13 protein-coding genes are annotated in these 18,272 nt (G+C 52.0%); 7 read left to right on the top strand and 6 right to left on the bottom strand.

Features of this window, described 5'->3' with window-relative positions:
- Window positions 1–13: 13 nt before the first annotated feature.
- From FH871_RS04015 to FH871_RS04005, 3 genes are all read right to left on the bottom strand, one after another.
- The gene (locus tag FH871_RS04015) at window positions 14–3,121 is read right to left on the bottom strand and encodes a TonB-dependent receptor (protein WP_171062754.1); all 3,108 of its coding nucleotides are present in this window, start codon (window positions 3,119–3,121) and stop codon (window positions 14–16) included.
- Window positions 3,122–3,235: 114 nt separating this feature from the next.
- Window positions 3,236–4,252 (bottom strand): Gfo/Idh/MocA family protein, encoded by a 1,017-nt coding sequence (locus FH871_RS04010; RefSeq protein ID WP_138990011.1) that lies wholly within the window; start codon window positions 4,250–4,252, stop codon window positions 3,236–3,238.
- Window positions 4,253–4,745: 493 nt separating this feature from the next.
- Entirely contained in the window at window positions 4,746–5,126 is a 381-nt protein-coding gene (locus FH871_RS04005; RefSeq protein ID WP_138990010.1) for a MerC domain-containing protein, read from the bottom strand.
- Between the two features lie 170 nt (window positions 5,127–5,296).
- Here FH871_RS04005 and FH871_RS04000 point away from each other — a divergent pair, with 170 nt between their 5' ends.
- Window positions 5,297–5,860: a hypothetical protein gene (locus FH871_RS04000; protein ID WP_138990009.1), complete on the top strand. Its 564-nt coding sequence runs from the start codon at window positions 5,297–5,299 to the stop codon at window positions 5,858–5,860.
- Window positions 5,861–5,934: 74 nt separating this feature from the next.
- Here FH871_RS04000 and FH871_RS03995 read toward each other — a convergent pair whose 3' ends face one another.
- The gene (locus FH871_RS03995) at window positions 5,935–6,636 is read right to left on the bottom strand and encodes a hypothetical protein (RefSeq protein WP_138990008.1); all 702 of its coding nucleotides are present in this window, start codon (window positions 6,634–6,636) and stop codon (window positions 5,935–5,937) included.
- Window positions 6,637–6,713: 77 nt separating this feature from the next.
- On the bottom strand, window positions 6,714–7,613 hold the full coding sequence (locus FH871_RS03990; RefSeq protein ID WP_138990007.1) for a geranylgeranylglycerol-phosphate geranylgeranyltransferase: 900 nt from the start codon (window positions 7,611–7,613) through the stop codon (window positions 6,714–6,716).
- A gap of 210 nt (window positions 7,614–7,823) precedes the next feature.
- Here FH871_RS03990 and bshA point away from each other — a divergent pair, with 210 nt between their 5' ends.
- The 6 genes from bshA to FH871_RS03960 all read left to right on the top strand — a co-directional run bounded on the left by bshA (window position 7,824) and on the right by FH871_RS03960 (window position 17,582).
- Window positions 7,824–8,960, top strand: coding sequence for an N-acetyl-alpha-D-glucosaminyl L-malate synthase BshA (bshA, locus tag FH871_RS03985; RefSeq protein ID WP_114405365.1), 1,137 nt, complete (start codon window positions 7,824–7,826; stop codon window positions 8,958–8,960).
- 62 nt (window positions 8,961–9,022) lie between these two features.
- Window positions 9,023–9,712, top strand: a complete 690-nt coding sequence (gene purQ, locus FH871_RS03980; RefSeq protein ID WP_138990006.1) for a phosphoribosylformylglycinamidine synthase subunit PurQ — start codon at window positions 9,023–9,025, stop codon at window positions 9,710–9,712.
- 231 nt (window positions 9,713–9,943) lie between these two features.
- Window positions 9,944–10,693 (top strand): ABC transporter ATP-binding protein, encoded by a 750-nt coding sequence (locus tag FH871_RS03975; RefSeq protein ID WP_138990005.1) that lies wholly within the window; start codon window positions 9,944–9,946, stop codon window positions 10,691–10,693.
- 9 nt (window positions 10,694–10,702) lie between these two features.
- A complete protein-coding gene (locus FH871_RS03970; RefSeq protein ID WP_138990004.1) occupies window positions 10,703–12,055 on the top strand; it encodes a hypothetical protein in 1,353 nt (450 codons plus the stop codon).
- 134 nt (window positions 12,056–12,189) lie between these two features.
- On the top strand, window positions 12,190–16,107 hold the full coding sequence (locus FH871_RS03965; RefSeq protein WP_138990003.1) for a PAS domain S-box protein: 3,918 nt from the start codon (window positions 12,190–12,192) through the stop codon (window positions 16,105–16,107).
- A gap of 86 nt (window positions 16,108–16,193) precedes the next feature.
- Window positions 16,194–17,582: a DUF418 domain-containing protein gene (locus FH871_RS03960; protein ID WP_138990002.1), complete on the top strand. Its 1,389-nt coding sequence runs from the start codon at window positions 16,194–16,196 to the stop codon at window positions 17,580–17,582.
- A gap of 9 nt (window positions 17,583–17,591) precedes the next feature.
- Here FH871_RS03960 and FH871_RS03955 read toward each other — a convergent pair whose 3' ends face one another.
- Window positions 17,592–18,221 (bottom strand): outer membrane lipoprotein carrier protein LolA, encoded by a 630-nt coding sequence (locus FH871_RS03955; protein ID WP_138990001.1) that lies wholly within the window; start codon window positions 18,219–18,221, stop codon window positions 17,592–17,594.
- Between the last annotated feature and the right edge of the window lie 51 nt (window positions 18,222–18,272).

Raw genomic sequence — 18,272 nt, 5'->3', positions numbered from 1 at the left:
GAGTTCGATTGGATTAAAAGTTCAGATTGATACCCGCCATGAACGTCCGTGGTTGCGGATAAACGCCATCGTCGATCCCGGCCTGCAACGGATTCAGGCTGCCGATTTCGGGATCGAAACCCGAATATTTCGTGAACGTGAACAGGTTCTGGGCCGATACGTACACACGCGCGCCCTGGAACGCCCGGGTTCTGGACAGCAGCGATGCCGGAATCCGGTAGCCTAGCGTGACGTTCCGAATTCGGAGGTAATCGCCGTCTTCGACGTAAAAAGTTGAGCTGTTTCCGAAGTTTCCGTTGGCATCCGTATACTGCAACCGGGGTACATCATTGCGGCCACTGCCGGGTGTCCAGCGGTTCAGCACGTCCTTCACGCCGTTGATGACGCCCGATCCCCCGAAATACTTCAGCGGATACACCGACCGGCGGTTGGCGTTGTAAATCTGGCTGCCGCCGATGCCCTGCACGATGATGTTCAGGTCAAATCCTTTGTACGACAGATCGGCGTTGGCCCCATACATCAGCGTCGGCCACGGACTTCCGATCCGCACCTGATCCTGATCCGTCAACTGGTTGTCGCCGTTGATATCCCGAAACCGGAAGTCGCCCGCTTTGGCGTTGGGTTGCAGCACTTTGTTGACCTCCTCATTGGTTTGGTAGATGCCATCGACCTGGTAGCCCCGGTAATACCCGATTGGTTGCCCCACTTCGGTATAGGTCGCCCGCATGTCGAAGTAGCTGGATACGGTAGCCCCCGTGATCGGCTGGCCGACGCCCAGGCTTTTGACTTCGTTTTTGAGCGTCGAGATGTTCGTATTAACGTCATACCGGAACTGGCCAACCTTGCCCCGGTAGCCGAGCAAAAACTCCCAGCCCCGGTTTTGAACCTTGCCGCCGTTGACGGAGGGCGCGTTCTGGAAACCGGCTTCCACCGAAACCGGCAGACTCACCAGCATGTCTTTGGTGTTTTTGACGTAGTAATCCGTCGTCAGATACAGCCGGTCATTGAAGAACGACGCGTCGATCCCGAAGTTGGTTTGTTCGCTGATTTCCCACTTCAGGTTGGGGTTGCCGGGCCGCGACATGCTCGCTCCGATAACCAGCCCCTGGTTGGTGCCCAGCACGTAGTTGTCGTTGACGGTTCCGATCTGGATGGTGCTCAGATAGCCGAAAGAGCCGATGGCGTCGTTCCCCAACTGCCCCCAGCTTCCGCGCAGTTTCAGCGAGTTAATGGCCGGAATCCCTTTCATAAAGGCTTCGTCCGACAGGTTCCAGCCCGCCGAAACCGACGGGAAATTGCCCCATTTATGCTTCGGCCCGAAGTTGGACGAACCGTCGCGTCGCATGCTGACCGAGAGCAAATACCGCTCTTTGTACGAATAATTGACCCGGCCCAGATAGGATGCCAGCGAATAGAGCGAACCGGTGCCACTCGCCCGGCGCTGCGTGTCGTTGCTGCCGTTGATGACCTGCAATTGCTCATTCTGGAAGTCCAGCGCCGTTACGGAAACCCAGTCCGAGACGTTCTTATGGGCGGTTTGCCCCACAACCGCACTGATGCGGTGTGCCCCCACATCCGTGGAGTAGGAGAGCGTGTTTTCAACCAGCCAGTTTAGTCCCTGCGTAAAGGTGTTGCCCAACCGGGCCTGCAGGTTGCGGTAGTGGCCGCGTTCGGCTTTCGGTTCCCAGGTCGTCGACCGGTTGTTGCTGGCGTCGATGCCCACGCTGGTGCGCCATTTGAGTCCCTTAATGACCTCGTATTCACCGAACATGTTGCCGTAGATGCGCAGGTTGTAGAGGTAATTTTCGATGGAATTGGCCCGGAGCAGCGGGTTGTCGCCCTGAGTCGTGTAATACGCGGAAGAGCCGTTGACCACGGCGCTGGGGCCTAAGGTCGGGTAAAACTGCTGGGCGAGGTTAAAAATACCGATCCGCAGATCCTGGTTCTGCTGTCCTTTGGCCTGCGAGTAGGTGAGGGCCATCGTTCCGCCAAATTTCAGTTTGTTTGTTACGATCAGGTCGGCGGTGGCGCGGGCGGTGTAGCGTTTGTACCAGGTTTCGATGAGCGTTCCCTGCTGATCCCGGTAGCCGAGGGTCAGGGCACCTTTCAGTTTCTGGCTGCCACCCGAAATGCTGAGGTCCACGTTTTGCACCGGCGCGCTGCTGAAAACTTCGCCGATCCAGTCGGTTCCCTGGCCGAAGGAGGCCGGGTTGGCCCATTCCGGATTGGGTGCCATTCCGGAGTTGGTATACAGTTCGTTGGCTAGGGTCGCAAATTCCTGTCCGTTCAAGAATTCGGGCTTTTTCCACAGTTGCTGAATCCCGGTATAGGCGTTCAGGCTCACTTTGGCCTGGCCTTCTTTTCCGCGTTTGGTCGTGATGAGAATAACGCCGTTGGCGGCCCGTGCTCCGTAAATGGCGGCAGCCGCAGCGTCTTTCAGGATTTCAACGGATTCGATGTCGTTCGGGTTGATGATCGATAAACCGTCAACCTGATCCGAACTGCCGCTGATGCCCATATTACCACCACCGAGCGGAAAACCGTCGACCACATACAGCGGCTGGTTGCCGCCCGTTGTCCCGACACCCCGAATCCGAACGGAAGCGCCACCGCCGGGGGCACCGCTGGTTTGGCTGATGAAGACCCCCGGAACGCGCCCCTGCAGCGACGAGGTAACGCTGTTGGTCGCTACTTTTTGCAATTCTTCCGCTTTAACGGACGAAACCGATCCGGTCAGTTCGCGCTTGAGCTGGGTTCCGTAGCCCACTACCACCACTTCGTTGAGCGAAGAAGCGGCCTGTTGCAGCAGCACATCAATGGTGGTCTGCCCTTCGATTTTTACTTCTTGGGTCGTGTAGCCGATGTACGAAAATACCAGCACATCATTCGGTTTGGCATCGATGCTGTACTTGCCGTCGCCGTCCGTCGAAACACCCCGGGTTGTGCCTTTGATGGCCACGTTGGCACCCGGCAGCGGTGATTGAGCCAGGTTGTCCCGAATAACGCCTTTAATTGGGGTAGAAGTTTGGGCCATTGCCGACCGGTTGGCCAGCAGAACCAGCAACCAGAGGCAGGTCATCTGCCAGACGAGCCGTCGCAGGCGTTGGAGAGCAGTTGTCATAGTGTAAAGGATTTGAGCATGAGAAAAACTGGAAATAAACCAGTTCATGGAGGGGGTTAATTGAGCAGAATATGCGCTCCGGGTACGTACCCGGAATCGGGACAAAAAAAGGTACTACGCTTTTTGTGCTTTTTTCAGGACGCTGGCGAGGCTCACGGCAACGCCACCCTGGCGTTTGCTTTCGTCGGCGGCTTCCATAAAGGCGAAAATTTCGATGGTTTCTTCGGGCTTGACGGGTGTTTCACCGGTTTCGAAAAAGTGGATGATGTCTTTCAGCAGCGGGTTGTAACCGGCGTAGGGGCCCAGCGTTACATTGCCGTTTTTGGTATATACCGTGCCGCCGTATTCGTGCTTGCCGGTGCGGGTTCCGCGAAAGGTTCCCACGCGTCCGTCGCTCCAGGTACCGATCACGATGTCGGTGTCGGGCGTATGGACCCGCGTCACGCTTTGACAGCCCGTTCCCATGGCCGTAAACAGCGTTTCGACGCCGTGAATACCGTACCAGAACAGATCAGGATGCGTTTTTTCCAAAACCGCCGGGCTGTAGGTGTCGGCACCGACGACCAGGCTTTTGTCGATGCTGTCCATGCCTTTGATGTAGCGCAGCGACGATGCCGAGAAAACCGGGATGTTTTTCTTTTTCGCCAGGTCAAAAATGGCAATGGCGTCGGTGAGCGAAGCGGCAATGGGTTTGTCGATGAAAACGCGTTTTCCGGCGGCAAAAACCTTGGCCACCTGTTCCCGGTGCAGCCGACCGTCGTTGGTTTCCAGCATCACGACATCTACTTTACGCAGCAAATCATCGATCGAATCCGCGATTTCGACGCCCAGTTTTTTGACCTCTTCGATGTAGCCGGGAATTCGTTTGACACTCGTTTCGATGTCGTTGCTGCCTTTGGGGTAAGCCGCCACCACCCGATACCCGGCCCAGTCGGGATTGGGAGTTGGGTTGTTGAGTTCTTTGGTGAAGGCAATGCTGTGGGAGGTGTCCAGCCCGATGATGCCCACTTTTTTCCCTGGGAGTGTCCCGGCGGGTGCCGATCCGACGGCTCCGAATGGAAGCAGGTAGGACCCCAAACCAGCGGATGCCGCCAGTATCGAGAATTTTCTACGATTGAGTGTATTTGCCATATAATATTTTACAAGGGTATAGGTTTGTAAAAACGTGTACGTACCCGAAAGGTGGGATTCAAAATTTAATAAAACAAATAAATTTTATATTTATTAAATAAATACTATTTAAAGGGTAAATAGTTGTATTAATATTAGTTTTGGAAGGGGTTGTCTGCCGGGTTGCCGGTCATCCGGATTTCAATCCGGCGGAGGAGAAATAGAGAAGTTGTTTCCGTGTGGATACAGGCATTTCTGCACACAGGCATTTATCCCATAGGGATCGAACAGCGCAGCGTCGGTAGATAAACGAGAGTCGTTCTCCCGCCCGCGTGCCGTGAGGTACGCGACCTTCCGGGTGCTACAAATCGTCGCGTACCCCACGGCACGCGGGGAGAATGATTGGTTCTTTTAGGCTACCGACGCTGCGCTGTTCAATCCCTACGGGATTAAATGGTCTACGAATGAATTCATTTTCCCTGATTTAAAAACCGGTCAAAAAGGAATGGTTTGATCAATGCGCGTGGCGCAGGCGGTGAAGCCGGATGTTGGTGAGGTGGGTCAGGACCAGGCCCAAAGAGGCTGCGTAGCCGATGTATTCGAAGGTTTCGCTGACGTCTTCCAGCACAATGCCCACGGCAAAAACGCTTAGAAAAAACCACAGGCAGGCTTTGATGGCGGGCGTGGTGAAATGCCGGGTGGCAAAATATACCGCCACAATGTTGACGCCGATGAAGATGTAGTCGAGACTGAGGTAGCCAACCCGAACCGTGTCGTTGGCCAGAAAAGACGACGATACGAGCAGAATGGGCGTGATCAGGCAGTGAATGATGCACAATACCGATCCACTAATTCCGATGTAATCCGCTTTGCTGCTTAGCTCTCCCCATTTCATAGTAGCCCTTTTTCTCAGTGAACGTTGCAAAATAAACAGATGGTTTTGTACCGATCAAGATTATTTGCAATAAAGTTGCATTTATTTTTGCAACCTTGTTGCGAGTGCATACTTTTGCTACCGGATTGCTGACCGATTGTCGGCTAAAACAAACTAAAGAGCATTGAAGAATGAAGGCAAAACGAACACGTCAATGGGTGTGGATGCTGTCACTGGCAGCGTCGGTGGTGCTGGTAGCGGGTTGTAATGACAAAGCCGATGAGCCCGAACCGGCTGATGAAAACGAATTGATTACGACCGTCAACCTGAAATTTACGGAGTCGGGAACGACAACGACCCAGACGTTTACGTACCGGGATACCGACGGCGATGGGGGACAGGCTGCCACCCAATTCGATAAAATCGTGCTGAAACCCAGCAAGACTTACGAGCTGGCGGTGGAATTATTGGACGAGAGCAAAACCCCCACGGACGATATTACGAAGGAAGTCGCCGAAGAAAGCGATGAGCATTTGTTCGTCTTTACGGTTTCACCGACAACCCTCGCGACGTACACCTACGGCGACAAGGACGCCAACAACCTGCCCATCGGTTTGAAAGGCACGTTCAAAACGAATGCCGCCGGGACCGGAAAACTAAAAATTCAACTCCGTCACCAGCCGAATGCAAAAGACGGCACGCCAACCCCGGGCAGCGACGATGTGAATCTGGACTTCGATCTGACGGTTCAGTAAGAAAACCGTCAGTATAAGAGAATTATCACACGTAAGTTCTGGAGCCACAATCTGGCTGAGTGATAAAGACATTCTCATTTATCACTCAGCTTGCTCAATACCGTATAGCCTTTCAGTTTCCCGTTCTTGTTATAGGTTTCGGTTTTGATATCAAACAGCACATCGGCTGCCCGGTAGCTGACGGAGCGGAACGAAACCCGGACGGGGATGCCCATCATCCGATTGGCCAGGTTGATGTCGGAACCGATTTTGTAGACGTCGAACGTTCCGGCGGGTGTTGTCAGGCTTTCTTTGCTTTCTACTTTCCGGTTGACAACCTTGATGGACATGTCCATCATTTTGGTGTCTTTGCTGTAGGTCTCGGCTTCCAGTTCGCCATCGGGCAGGGCGCTGCCTGCGCTCAATTGTTTGGGATAAACCAGTTTGTTGGTTTTGATCCGCACTTCCATGTCTTTCATCGCGTCATTGGTGGCCAGCACCACGCCCGACAGATCGGCGATGAGTTCATCCCCCGTACAGGTATACTTCACTGCCATTTCGGGAGCCGCTTTGCCTTTGTCGTCGAACGACTGCATGACGATATTGATCAGCGTAGAACCGCCTTCACTCGTGACCTCTTTGATGCTATACACAACCCGGCCGGTCGGTTTGTCTTTGGCGCTGAAGGACAGCATTTCGTAGCTGGTTCCCGGCTTGAATTTGATTCCCAGGCAGTCCTGAGCGTACGTAAAGAAGTTGGTTAAACCGAGAGCAAAGAAAAGGAGCAGCGTTTTCATAGAAATAGGGTTCGGTACGAAGCTGGTAAACTACGGAAAATTTGCCGAACCGGAATCAAGGATTGAGTAAACGGATGTCAGACCCACGCCATGCTGACGACCCCGATGAGCATGATCAGTTTACAGAGCGAACTCAGGTAGGCGAAATCCCGCTTGGTGTCGGCCCGAACCAGCCGGTAGACGAGCCACGCAATGGGCACCAGCAGGATCACGAACATCCAGAACAATTGCTCGTTTTGCAGCGAATGGGCAATGGTGAAGAGCGAAAGGATGAAGGCGGCAATGATGCTGTACAGCAATTGTTTGGTTCGGCGAAGACCCCAGACGATCGGCAGTGTCCGGCAGCCGAAGCGGGCATCGCCCTTCACGTCTTCCATGTCTTTGATGATTTCCCGAACCAGCGTGATGACGAAGGAGAACAGCGCGTAAATGAGCAGCAAATCGACCTGTTGCCGGTAAAAAACCGCCAGCACAATCAGCGACAGAGCCGTCAGCAGAGCCACGATAAAATTCCCGATGAACGGCTGGCGTTTGAAGGTCGACGAGTAAAACCACAGCAATGTGACCGACAGAACGTTGACGACGAAAACCCATTTGCTGAGGTAAAAACCGATCACTACCCCCAGAAAATTCAACCCCTGGTGCAATCCCATCGCAATCTGCCGTTTCAAATACCGCCCGATGATGACCCGATCCGGTTTGTTGATAATATCGATCTTGATGTCGAAATAGTCGTTGATGATGTAGCCGGCCGCTGCGATCAAAACCGTTGAGAGTGAGAGCAGAAAGAGCTTCGGGTCCGGGAGCAAACCGGTCCAGTTGTCGCGCGGGCCAATGAGCGTAATCCGGGCAAAATACTGCGTGCCGACGATGATGAGCAGGTTTTGTACCCGGATCAACCGCAGGAACCCCAGGATGTATACGTAAAATGGCGGAGTGCCCGCGCGGGACGAATGGCTCCGGACTTTTGGGGTCATAACCGAAAGGGAAAATCAGTGAACCAAAGATACGGTTTCCGGGCCGAATCACCGGCTCCGCTAAAATCTTTCTCTGTCCAACCAAATTTGTGAACACAAACGACCGGAATTGATGTTATGGGAACTGATTGGAAGAGCGAAGGTGTGAACGGGTGTCTGTCACTCGCTTACTCCCTCCCTCCCTCAGTCCTTCCATCATCTTACGACTATATGAAAATTGGCATAGTGTGTTACCCGACGTTCGGGGGAAGCGGTGTGGTGGCAACGGAACTGGGCAAGGCCCTGGCCAAAGCCGGCCACAAAGTTCATTTCATTACCTACCAGCAACCGCACCGGTTGGACTTTTTTAACGAAAACGTTTTTTACCACGAAGTAAATATACCCACCTATCCGCTGTTTCAGTTCCCACCTTACGAAACGGCGCTGGCCAGTGCGATGGTGAACGTCGTTCAATACGAAAAGCTGGATTTGTTGCACGTTCATTACGCCATTCCGCACGCGTCGGCGGCTTACATGGCCAAGATGATTCTGCGGGCGCAGGGGCGGCACATTCCTTTTGTTACCACGCTGCACGGAACCGACATCACGCTGGTGGGCAAAGATGCGTCTTACGAGCCGGTGGTGACGTTCAGTATCAACGAGTCGGACGGCGTAACGGCGGTTTCGGAACACCTGCGGCAGGAAACGCTCGATCAGTTTGCCATTCGCCGGGATATTGAAGTGATTCCGAATTTCATCGACCTCGACCGGTTTAAACGGCAGAAGAAAGACCACTTCAAAATGGCGATCTGCCCAAATGGCGAGAAGCTGATCGTTCATACCTCGAATTTCCGGCGGGTGAAGCGCATCGACGACGTGGTGCAGATCTTCCATAAAATCAACCAGCAGATTCCCAGTAAATTATTACTTTCGGGCGATGGCCCGGAGCGGGCGCGGATCGAGAAGCTGTGTCGCGACATGGGCATTTATCAGGACGTGCGGTTTTTGGGCAAGCTGGATGCCGTCGAGGAAGTTTTGTCGGTGGCCGATTTGTTCCTGATGCCGTCCGAAAACGAAAGTTTCGGCCTGGCCGCGTTGGAAGCACTGGCCTGCGAAGTGCCGCTGATCACGTCGAACGCCGGTGGTCTGCCCGAATTGAACCTTCAGGGCGTGACCGGTTTTTTGAGCAACGTCGGCGATGTGGATGATATGGTGAAAAATGCGTTGTACATCCTGGATGACAACAACCTGCCGACCTTCAAGCACAACGCGCTGGAGCGGGCGAAGGAGTTTGAAATTTCGCGCATTCTGCCGCACTACGAAGCCTATTACGAAAAAGTGGTGATGGAAAGCCGGGCGCTGATCTGAAATAACGGTTTTTAGCATTTTTTTGCCCGACAAGTGTTAACTTTGCCACAAACCAAGAACGTATGAAATTCGGTGTAGTAGTATTCCCCGGCTCCAATTGCGATGACGATGCAGTCGACGCGCTGCGTGATCAACTGAAACAGGATGTCGTCAAACTCTGGCACAAAGACCACGATTTGCAGGGCTGTGATTTCATCATTCTGCCCGGCGGTTTTTCCTACGGGGACTACCTCCGGACGGGGGCCGTTGCCCGGTTTTCGCCCATCATGAACGAAGTGATCAAACACGCCGAGCGCGGTGGTTACCTGATGGGCATCTGCAACGGTTTCCAGATTCTGGCCGAAGCGCGGCTGGTTCCGGGTGTTCTGCTGCGAAACACCAACCAGAAATACGTTTGCAAAAATATCTACCTCCGTCCGCAATCGAAGAGCGTTTTGCTGACCGCCGGTCTGGACGATCGGGCCTATAAAATCCCCATTGCCCACGGTGAAGGCCGGTATTTCATCGATGCCGATTCCCTAAATGAACTGAACGACAACGATCAGATCATTTTCCGGTATTGCGACGAAGCGGGAAATATCACCGACGAAGCCAATCCGAACGGCAGTCTGGACAACATTGCCGGCGTTGCCAACGAACGCAAAAACGTGTTCGGCCTGATGCCTCACCCCGAACGGGCCGCCGATTCGCTGTTGGGCAATACCGACGGGCGGCTGATTCTGGAGCAGTTGCTGAATACGGTTTTGGTGTAACGCTCCGGTTCGTTTAAGACATTGGAAAAGTCGGCTCATGTGGCCGACTTTTCGCGTTTATAACCTTCTGGATACCAGTCTATAAATTCGAGTTACTTTATTGACCGCTCGCTCAAACGATTTTCGGAATAAAGGCGACCGGGTGTGACTTCAGGTCAGTAATTACGTCTGATAACTAATCACAACGTTGTCAAACCCAGTCGTTGACCCACACAACCACTTTCTTTCACCATGGAACTGGTCATTAAAGAACTCCGCAAATCCTATTCGGGAAAAACCGTGCTCGATGCCCTCAATCTGACCTTTCGGGGTGGCGATGTGATTGGGCTGCTGGGCAAAAACGGATCGGGAAAAACCACCTTTCTCAATTGCCTGATCGACCTGATTGCACCCGATAGCGGGGAATTCTATTTCAAAGGCGAGGAGTTAACCGGCGATCGGTTGCCGTTGAAACGGGTGCTGGGCATCGTGTCCGACGTCATTCCGCCCGTGCCTGAATTTACCGGCGCGGACTACCTGCGCTTTATGGGCTTGATTCACAAGCTCGATGACGCGACGTTTCAAAAACGCTCGACCGACTTGACCAATTTCTTTTTTGACGAACCAGGCGTCCTGAAAAAGAAGATGAGCCAGTATTCGACGGGGATGATCAAAAAGATTAGTTTCTGTGCTGCGATTCTGCACATTCCGTCGGTCGTCATCCTGGACGAACCGTTTGCCGGTCTCGATCCGATAGCCGTCCGTCAGTTGATTTCCTTTCTGCAAACCTATCGGCGGGCAGACCGCATCATCCTGGTTGCGTCCCATGACCTGAGTTATCTGGAAGAAATCGCCACACGCATCCTGGTGCTGGATGAGACGCAGATCAAATTTGACGGCGAACTGGCGGATTTTACCGAACAAGGCACCAAAGTCATCAATGAGGCCCTGTTCGAGATATTAGTCCCAAAGACCAAACAAACCACTTTCGACTGGCTCTAACCTTTCCGAATGATGTTTCCCATCCTCTTTTTTGCCTTGCGCCGGCGGTTTGTTGGCTCCTTCCGGAATGCCGAGTCCATCCTCGGACTAATTCTGCGGCTTGTTTTCATGGCCGCTCTGGCGTTGAGCGCGGGTGCGACGGGCTGGCTGATCGATTTGGCCGCCACTGCTGACACCATGAACACTAATCCTAACAATCTCATCCTGATCAGCAACGGTGTCGTCTGTGGACAGTGGGTGTGGACGGAATTCTTTCCGACCTACACACCACGGTCAACGCTGTTTTCAAAAACCTTTCCGATTCCATATCGCTCTCAGTGGATCGCAACGCTGCTGTATGATGCGTTCACGGTTTCGGTGGTTGGTTCGGGACTACTTTTCGTCATTCTGAACGCGTTTTCGAAAACGTATACCAACGCCCATCTGATATGTTCACTCCTGCTGCTGGGCAACGCCGTGGTTTTTGTTCAACTGCTGAAAGCGTTCCTGGAATCGACGCACCGGCGGCAAGCGGTATTCCTGTTAAGCTGGGGAATGCTGAGTGGATTGATGGGGTTTTTTGCCTGGCATTGGCGGTTCGATCCAACCGGATTGCTTCTTGTCTTGAGTATTGCTTTAGCCAGCCAAAGTATACTCTTGTACGGCGTGGATCGGGCTGCTCTGGCGAGAACGGAATCAACGGTTCTGCTCGTAAAGACAAACTACCTATCGCCGGTTTATACGGCCTTCATCAACAATGCCCAGGCGCGAAAAGCCTTCGTGTTCGGAATCTTGATGAAAGTGCTATTCCTTTTGTTTTCAGGAAAGATGTTGAATAGTGATTTTTCGTCAGCCGATTTTCTGCTTCTCCTATACGTTTCTCCCATGATTTTATTCAATTATGTGGCCAATAATGGCTGGGGATTCTTCCCGGCCTTGTGGATCAACGGTGCGTTAGGGAGTCGATCGGAGATGTATTTGATTTATTTTCAGCTTTTTATCATTCCTGTTCTGATCGATCTGATCGTAACCGTCAGCGTCCTTGCCTTCTTAAACCTGCTCAGTGGGCACCTGCTCTCTTTTTACCTCATCAGCACGGCTTGTTTCAGTTTGAATGGCCTTCTTTTTTCGCAGTATAAAGCGTTTCGGGTACACAACAGCCTGAGTTTTGGTCAGGTAAAAAGTAATGTAAGCAGCTGGAGTATTTTTATCAATTTTCTTTTATTGATCGGGATTAGTCTGGCGCTGAAAACCGCAGTGACGACCTTCGTCCTCTGCCTGGGTCTGGTGCTAGCTGTCGGGTATGTATTCCGTTCTATTTTGCCACGGGATCGCAATGCGATTCACAGAATTTACAAAAGTGTATTTGTAGACCGGGATTAAAGACAAAGAAGGAGTATACAAGCCGTGCATTCGGATTTATTTAAGTGTACAATTTGCGCATATTAGTAACTTGGCCTGGAAAATGCTGTTGATTACGGTAATTTTATACACTGCCATTGTACGCATTGAATGCCATGCCAATTCCAATTAATGAGCCTGAAAGAGTAAGAGCCTTGCACCGGTACCAGATACTGGACACGGTTCCCGAGAAGGAATTTGACCGGCTGACCGAACTGGCATCCCTGATTTGTCAGGTTCCTATTTCGTTGGTATCACTCATCGACGACCACCGGCAATGGTTTAAATCGCGGGTTGGCCTCGACCTGAAAGAAACCAGCCGGGATATTGCGTTTTGCCGGTATGCCATTCTGAACAGTGACCTCTTCGAAGTGGAAGATGCCACACGCGATACGCGCTTTAAAGAAAACCCGCTGGTTACTTCGGAACCCCACATCCGGTTTTACGCCGGTTATCCGTTGACCGATTCCGATGGGTATGCATTAGGAACCCTCTGCGTGCTGGATCGAATTCCTAGGCAACTCACCGAAAGCCAGCAAAAATCGTTGCGCCTGTTGGGGGATGCGGTTATTGAACTGATTATTAAACATCGCCAGAATCAGGAGCTGAAATACCTGGGAAACCTCTTTGCGCTGTCAAATGACCTGATCTGTGTCGCGGGTACCGATGGCTATTTTAAAAAACTAAATCCGGCTTTCCATGATGTACTCGGATGGGATGAGTCTCATCTATTGCAGACTTCTTTTTTTGATTTAGTTCACCCGGATGATTTGCAAGCTACCCGGCAGGAAATCGCTGAACTGGCATCGGGCAAGTCGACCATCAATTTTGCCCACCGGTTTCGTTGCCAGAATGGTACTTATCGGAATCTGCAATGGGTCGCGACTCCCGAACCCGACACCGGGTATCTGTTTGCCATTGCCCGGGACATTACCGACGAGAAGGAAAAAGAGCGTCTGTTGTTCCAGTCGGAAAGCAAATTCCGTTCGTTTTTTGAAAACTCCCAGGGCCTCATGTGCATTCATGACCTGGAGGGGAAACTGCTCACCGTCAACAGTGCGGGTGCCCACGCTTTGGGGTATGAACCGGCAGAATTAGTCGGCCTGCAGTTGTCCGATATTGTTCCCGAAATGCATCAGGATGCCCTGACCGCTTACCTGCAAACCATCAGGAAAACCGGTCGGGCCAGCGGGCTGATGCACACGCTTACCAAAGACGGGTCGTTGCTGATCTGGTTGTTCAACAACATCCTGGAAGAAGAACTGAACGGCCATACGTATGTGATTGGTAATGCCATCGACATTACCCGCAGACACCAGCTGGAAGCGGATTTGAACCGGACCAAACAAATTCTGGAACAAACCAACGAAGTGGCCCGAATCGGAACCTGGGAAGTGAATGTTGTTCAGGAAACCGTATACTGGTCAGCGGTAACCAAAGCCATTCATGAAGTGCCAAAAGACTATGTTCCGGATTTTCATGCTGCCGTATCTTTCTTCAAAGGGAAAAATTACGAGCAGATTATGGAAGCCGTAAACCGCTCCGTTCAGGAAGGCATTGCCTACGATGTAGAATTGCAGATCGTTACGGCGAAGGGCCGGGCTGTATGGATTCGGGCGCTGGGAACCCCCGAATACCAGGACGGAAAGTGTGTGCGCTTATACGGCACGTTTCAGGATATTGATGAACGAAAGAAAGCAGAGCAGGCGCTGCTGAACGAAAAATTACGCCTGGCTGCTTTTGTTGAACACGCTCCGGCGGCCGTCGCCATGCTCGACCGCGAGATTCGGTACATCGCCGTCAGCAATCGCTGGATGGAAGAGTATCATTTGTCAGGCAGTGTTCTCGGGCGGTCACATTATGATGTATTTCCCAATTTATCAAACGAATGGAAGGCGATTCATTCCCGCTGTGTAAACGGGGCTATAGAAAAAAATGAAGAAGACATCTGGCGCCCCGAGGGATGGGATCATGACCAGTACCTGCGCTGGGAAGTCCGGCCCTGGTACCAGTTCGATGGTACCATCGGGGGCATCATGATATTTACCCAGGACATCACCGAAATTTGCCTGCAACGCGATGAACTGAAAAAAGCGAAGATTCTGGCAGAGCAGGCCAGCCTGGCGAAATCGGAGTTTCTGGCCAACATGAGCCATGAAATCAGAACCCCGCTCAATGGAGTCATCGGGTTTACGGATCTGGTGCTGAAAACCGCCCTGAACACCACGCAACAGCAATATTTGTCCATCGTTAACCAATCGGCCAATACCTTGCTGAGCATCATTAACGACATCCTGGATTTTTCGAAAATCGAAGCCGGAAAACTGGAACTGGCGATTGAAAAAACGGATCTTTACGAGATCAGTAGCCAGGTGGCCGACACCATCACGTACCAGGCTCAGAACAAAGGGCTGGAAGTGTTATTAAATCTTTCCGTTGACCTCCCCCGGTTCGTTTTTGTCGATTCGGTGCGGTTGAAACAGGTGCTGGTCAATTTGCTGGGGAATGCCGTGAAATTCACCGAGAAAGGTGAAATTGAACTGAAAATCAAGGCATTGAGCGATGTTGCAGAAGAGTACGTCACCTTTCGGTTTGAAGTGCGGGATACCGGTATTGGCATCAAACCGGAAATGCAGGAACGCATATTTGACGCTTTTTCTCAGGAAGACCCTTCCACGACGAAAAAATACGGCGGAACCGGATTGGGGCTGACCATCTCCAACAAGCTCTTGGGCTTGATGGGAAGCCAGCTTCAGTTGACGAGCAAACCCGGTGAAGGAAGTTGCTTTTTCTTCGAAATCAGGCTTAAGGCCGAACCGGGGGAGGCTATCGTCTGGCGCAATAGCCTCCCGATCCATACCGTGCTGATCGTGGATGACAATGCCCACAACCGCCTTATTTTGCGGCAAATGTTTCTATTGAAAAACATTGAAGTAGAAGAAGTTAGTAACGGTTTTGAAGCGCTTCAGTTGCTGGGCCGTCATAAAAAATACGATGTCATTCTGATGGATTACCACATGCCTTACATGGATGGGCTGGAAACGATTCAGAAAATACGGACCACCTTCTTTCCGTCGCCCGACGAGCAGCCCATCATCTTTCTGCATAGTTCGTCGGATGACGAAAAAATCATCAAAGCCTGTGAGTCGCTGGATGTTAACCAACGGCTGGTAAAACCCATCAAAATGCAGGAACTGTATCAGGCACTGTACCGGCTGGTTCAGCAGGACGAAAAACCCGTGCCGGCCTTATTCGACCAGGAGGCAGCTGTCGATAACCAAGCCGTAAAGGTGTTGATCGTTGAAGATAATAAAATTAACCTGTTGCTGGCGAAAGTCATCATTGGCCGGATTGCCCCGAACGCGCGCATTTTTGAAGCGCTCAACGGCGTGGAAGCGGTTCAGTGTTACATTCAGGATGCGCCCGATCTGATTCTGATGGATGTCCAGATGCCGTTGATGAACGGGTACGAAGCTACGCAGCGAATCCGGGAACTGGAGAAGGATCGACGCATTCCGATTGTTGCCCTGACGGCAGGAACCGTGAAAGGGGAACGGGAGAAGTGTCTGGCCGCCGGAATGGACGATTTCCTGACCAAACCCATCGTGGCGGAATCCCTGGCTGCTCTGTTCAGGGTGTGGTTGTGGGCCGAGCCAAAAACCGCCCCTGCTGTCGGCCAATTCGCCGAAAGGAATGCCCGTTTTGACCTGGAGATGATCAAGGAAATGGCGGGGCATGATCTGGCGTTGGCACGGGAGTTGGTGGAGGTTGCCGGCGATGAATTGAGAAAATCGATTCCTCAGCTTCTTCTTCAGGCCGAAAAAGCCAATTTAACGGGATTGAAAGCCGTCGGCCACAAATTGTATGGAACCGCCGTGAGTGCCGGTATGTCCAACCTCGCTGCGCTGGCGCGTACGCTGGAATACCTCGAACGGTTTGATGCGGAGAACGTAAACGAGCTACTCGGCCGGGTGCAGTCGGAAATCGAACTGATCCTGGATGCCATGGCGAATACGCCCTTTACCGAATCCTAAAATCCCCCAATCCGGAATTGGATATGAATCAAATCCTTCGCTATTTACCGTAGCGAACCTTCTTTCTCCTCTAATTCCTTCCGTGTATGAATACGCCCGACGTTTCAGCAACTCCGTCGGCCGCAGTGGCTGAAAACCTGCGCCCGGTTGAGCGGGCCGAACGCATTCGCTCCATCGATGTCATTCGCGGAGTCGCGTTGCTGGGCATTCTGATGATGAACATTCCGTATTTCGGCCTGCCGGAAGGCATTCTGGGTTCCCTGAAGTTCGATCATCCCGGTGACACCAATTTTGTTACCCACCAGATCGTCGACATTGCTTTTTCGGGCAAAATGCGGGCCTTGTTTTCCATGCTCTTCGGCGCGGGAGTAATCCTGCTGACCACGCGCAAGGAACACGCTGTCGGGTTGTCGGTGGCCGATATTTACTACCGCCGGATTTTGTGGATGATTCTGTTTGGTGTGCTGGATGCCTACGTTCTGCTCTGGGCGGGCGATATTCTGTATGCTTACGGTCTTTGCGGTTTGTTTCTGTTTCCGTTTCGGAAGCTGGCTCCGCGGTATCTGATTCTGGCCAGCCTCTTTTGTTTCGGCGTCCTCATGTTTAAAGGAAATCTACGCTTTCAGGAAACGAAGGGAAAACGCGAAGCCTACCTGAAAGTGATGGCGCTGGAAAAGCAGAAAAAGAAGCTGACCGACGAGCAGAAAGCTGACAAACAGGCGTGGGAAACCGTCGTAAAAAACAGCAAACCGGACCAGAAAAAGATTGACGAAGAGATCAAAAAAGTACGCTCCGGCTATCCGACGGTTTGGGCGTATTATCTGCCCATCAACAGCGAAATCCAGTCGGTGGTCATGTATAATTTTTACTTCTGGGATGCCATCGGAATGATGCTACTGGGCATGGCGCTCTACAAGCTGGGTGTTTTCACCGGTCGGCTCCGTCGACGGAGTTACCTGGCGTTGATGCTGATCGGCTACGGCATCGGCATTCCACTCGGCTGGCTGGCCCACCAACTCACCCAGGAAGCGCACACGAACTTTGGACTTTACCTGGACACGCACAGTTTTGGATTTCCCCGGAGTACCTACGACATTCGCCGGGTAACGATGGCCCTGGGGCATGTCGGCCTGATTATGCTCGTCTATAAATCGGGCTGGTTGCGCAGCCTGATGAGCGCTTTGGGAGCGGTCGGCCAGATGGCTTTCTCCAATTACGTAATGCAGACCCTGATTTGCACCTTTATTTTCTTTGGGTACGGTTTGGGCTATTTCGGTAAATTAACCTACTATCAACTGTTCTACGTCGTGGCTGGTGTCTGGGTTTTTCAGTTGATAGCCAGTCTATTGTGGCTGCGGTTTTTTTACTTCGGTCCACTGGAATGGGCCTGGCGGTCGCTGACCTACTGGAAGCGGCAACCGTTCCGGATTTCGAAACCCAATCCGGAAACCGTCGTTTCTACCGCACAGGCTTAAGAATCGAAATTACCGCAAATCGACGACTTCAACGCCGGGATACTTGGTTTTATCGAACACAAAATACGTATCGGCTACGGCCACGTTCGGGGTGAATTTGTCGATTGTATAACTGGTCACTTTACCGGTTTTGTCGGTCAGTTTCCAGCCTTTCACCTGCTTGTCTTTCTTGTTGACTGAGATTTGTACTTTAACAATCTGCGTGCTTTTCTTTTCGGGAGTCAGTTCAACCACTTCGACGAGCTGGCCACCCTGTTTCTGCTCGCCGATGTATTTGTAGTTGTACCCCTGCTTGTAGATGGAATAGATCTTCGTCGGATTGAAGTCCCCGGCGGCCCCGGCGTCGTAATCCTGTACGTTCACTTCGTTGGTTTCCTTGATGTAAGTAGACATCGTTTTGCCGTCAGTAAAGACTTCCTGACCGGCCAGCTTCAACCGGAACGCATTCTTTTTTACCGTTAAATCACCTTTGTAATTGCTTCCTTCACCCGTGTAGGTAAAGGCGGCTTTGTAGGAATTCAGTGCTTTGTATTTGGCACTCATGGCATCTAAAACGTCCGATGCTTTTTTATCTTTTTGCGCCACCGAAGGCAGCGAAAATCCAATAACCAATGCCCACAATAAGGCTAATTTTTTCATGTGTATCGTCTTTTACGTAATTTCGGGTGATTTCTAAAACCGCCCGCAAAG

The organism is Larkinella sp. C7, assembly GCF_006149005.1.
In the GTDB taxonomy this organism is placed as follows: Bacteria; Bacteroidota; Bacteroidia; order Cytophagales; family Spirosomataceae; genus Larkinella.
This window is presented reverse-complemented; position numbering and strand designations above follow the sequence as displayed.

Bases quoted from the DNA above. Each gene is read 5' to 3' on its own strand.
- FH871_RS04015 (WP_171062754.1), bottom strand. From the start codon at position 3,121: ATGACAACTGCTCTCCAACGCCTGCGACGGCTCGTCTGGCAGATGACC.
- FH871_RS04010 (WP_138990011.1), bottom strand. From the start codon at position 4,252: ATGGCAAATACACTCAATCGTAGAAAATTCTCGATACTGGCGGCATCC.
- FH871_RS04005 (WP_138990010.1), bottom strand. From the start codon at position 5,126: ATGAAATGGGGAGAGCTAAGCAGCAAAGCGGATTACATCGGAATTAGT.
- FH871_RS04000 (WP_138990009.1), top strand. From the start codon at position 5,297: ATGAAGGCAAAACGAACACGTCAATGGGTGTGGATGCTGTCACTGGCA.
- FH871_RS03995 (WP_138990008.1), bottom strand. From the start codon at position 6,636: ATGAAAACGCTGCTCCTTTTCTTTGCTCTCGGTTTAACCAACTTCTTT.
- FH871_RS03990 (WP_138990007.1), bottom strand. From the start codon at position 7,613: ATGACCCCAAAAGTCCGGAGCCATTCGTCCCGCGCGGGCACTCCGCCA.
- bshA (WP_114405365.1), top strand. From the start codon at position 7,824: ATGAAAATTGGCATAGTGTGTTACCCGACGTTCGGGGGAAGCGGTGTG.
- purQ (WP_138990006.1), top strand. From the start codon at position 9,023: ATGAAATTCGGTGTAGTAGTATTCCCCGGCTCCAATTGCGATGACGAT.
- FH871_RS03975 (WP_138990005.1), top strand. From the start codon at position 9,944: ATGGAACTGGTCATTAAAGAACTCCGCAAATCCTATTCGGGAAAAACC.
- FH871_RS03970 (WP_138990004.1), top strand. From the start codon at position 10,703: ATGATGTTTCCCATCCTCTTTTTTGCCTTGCGCCGGCGGTTTGTTGGC.
- FH871_RS03965 (WP_138990003.1), top strand. From the start codon at position 12,190: ATGCCAATTCCAATTAATGAGCCTGAAAGAGTAAGAGCCTTGCACCGG.
- FH871_RS03960 (WP_138990002.1), top strand. From the start codon at position 16,194: ATGAATACGCCCGACGTTTCAGCAACTCCGTCGGCCGCAGTGGCTGAA.
- FH871_RS03955 (WP_138990001.1), bottom strand. From the start codon at position 18,221: ATGAAAAAATTAGCCTTATTGTGGGCATTGGTTATTGGATTTTCGCTG.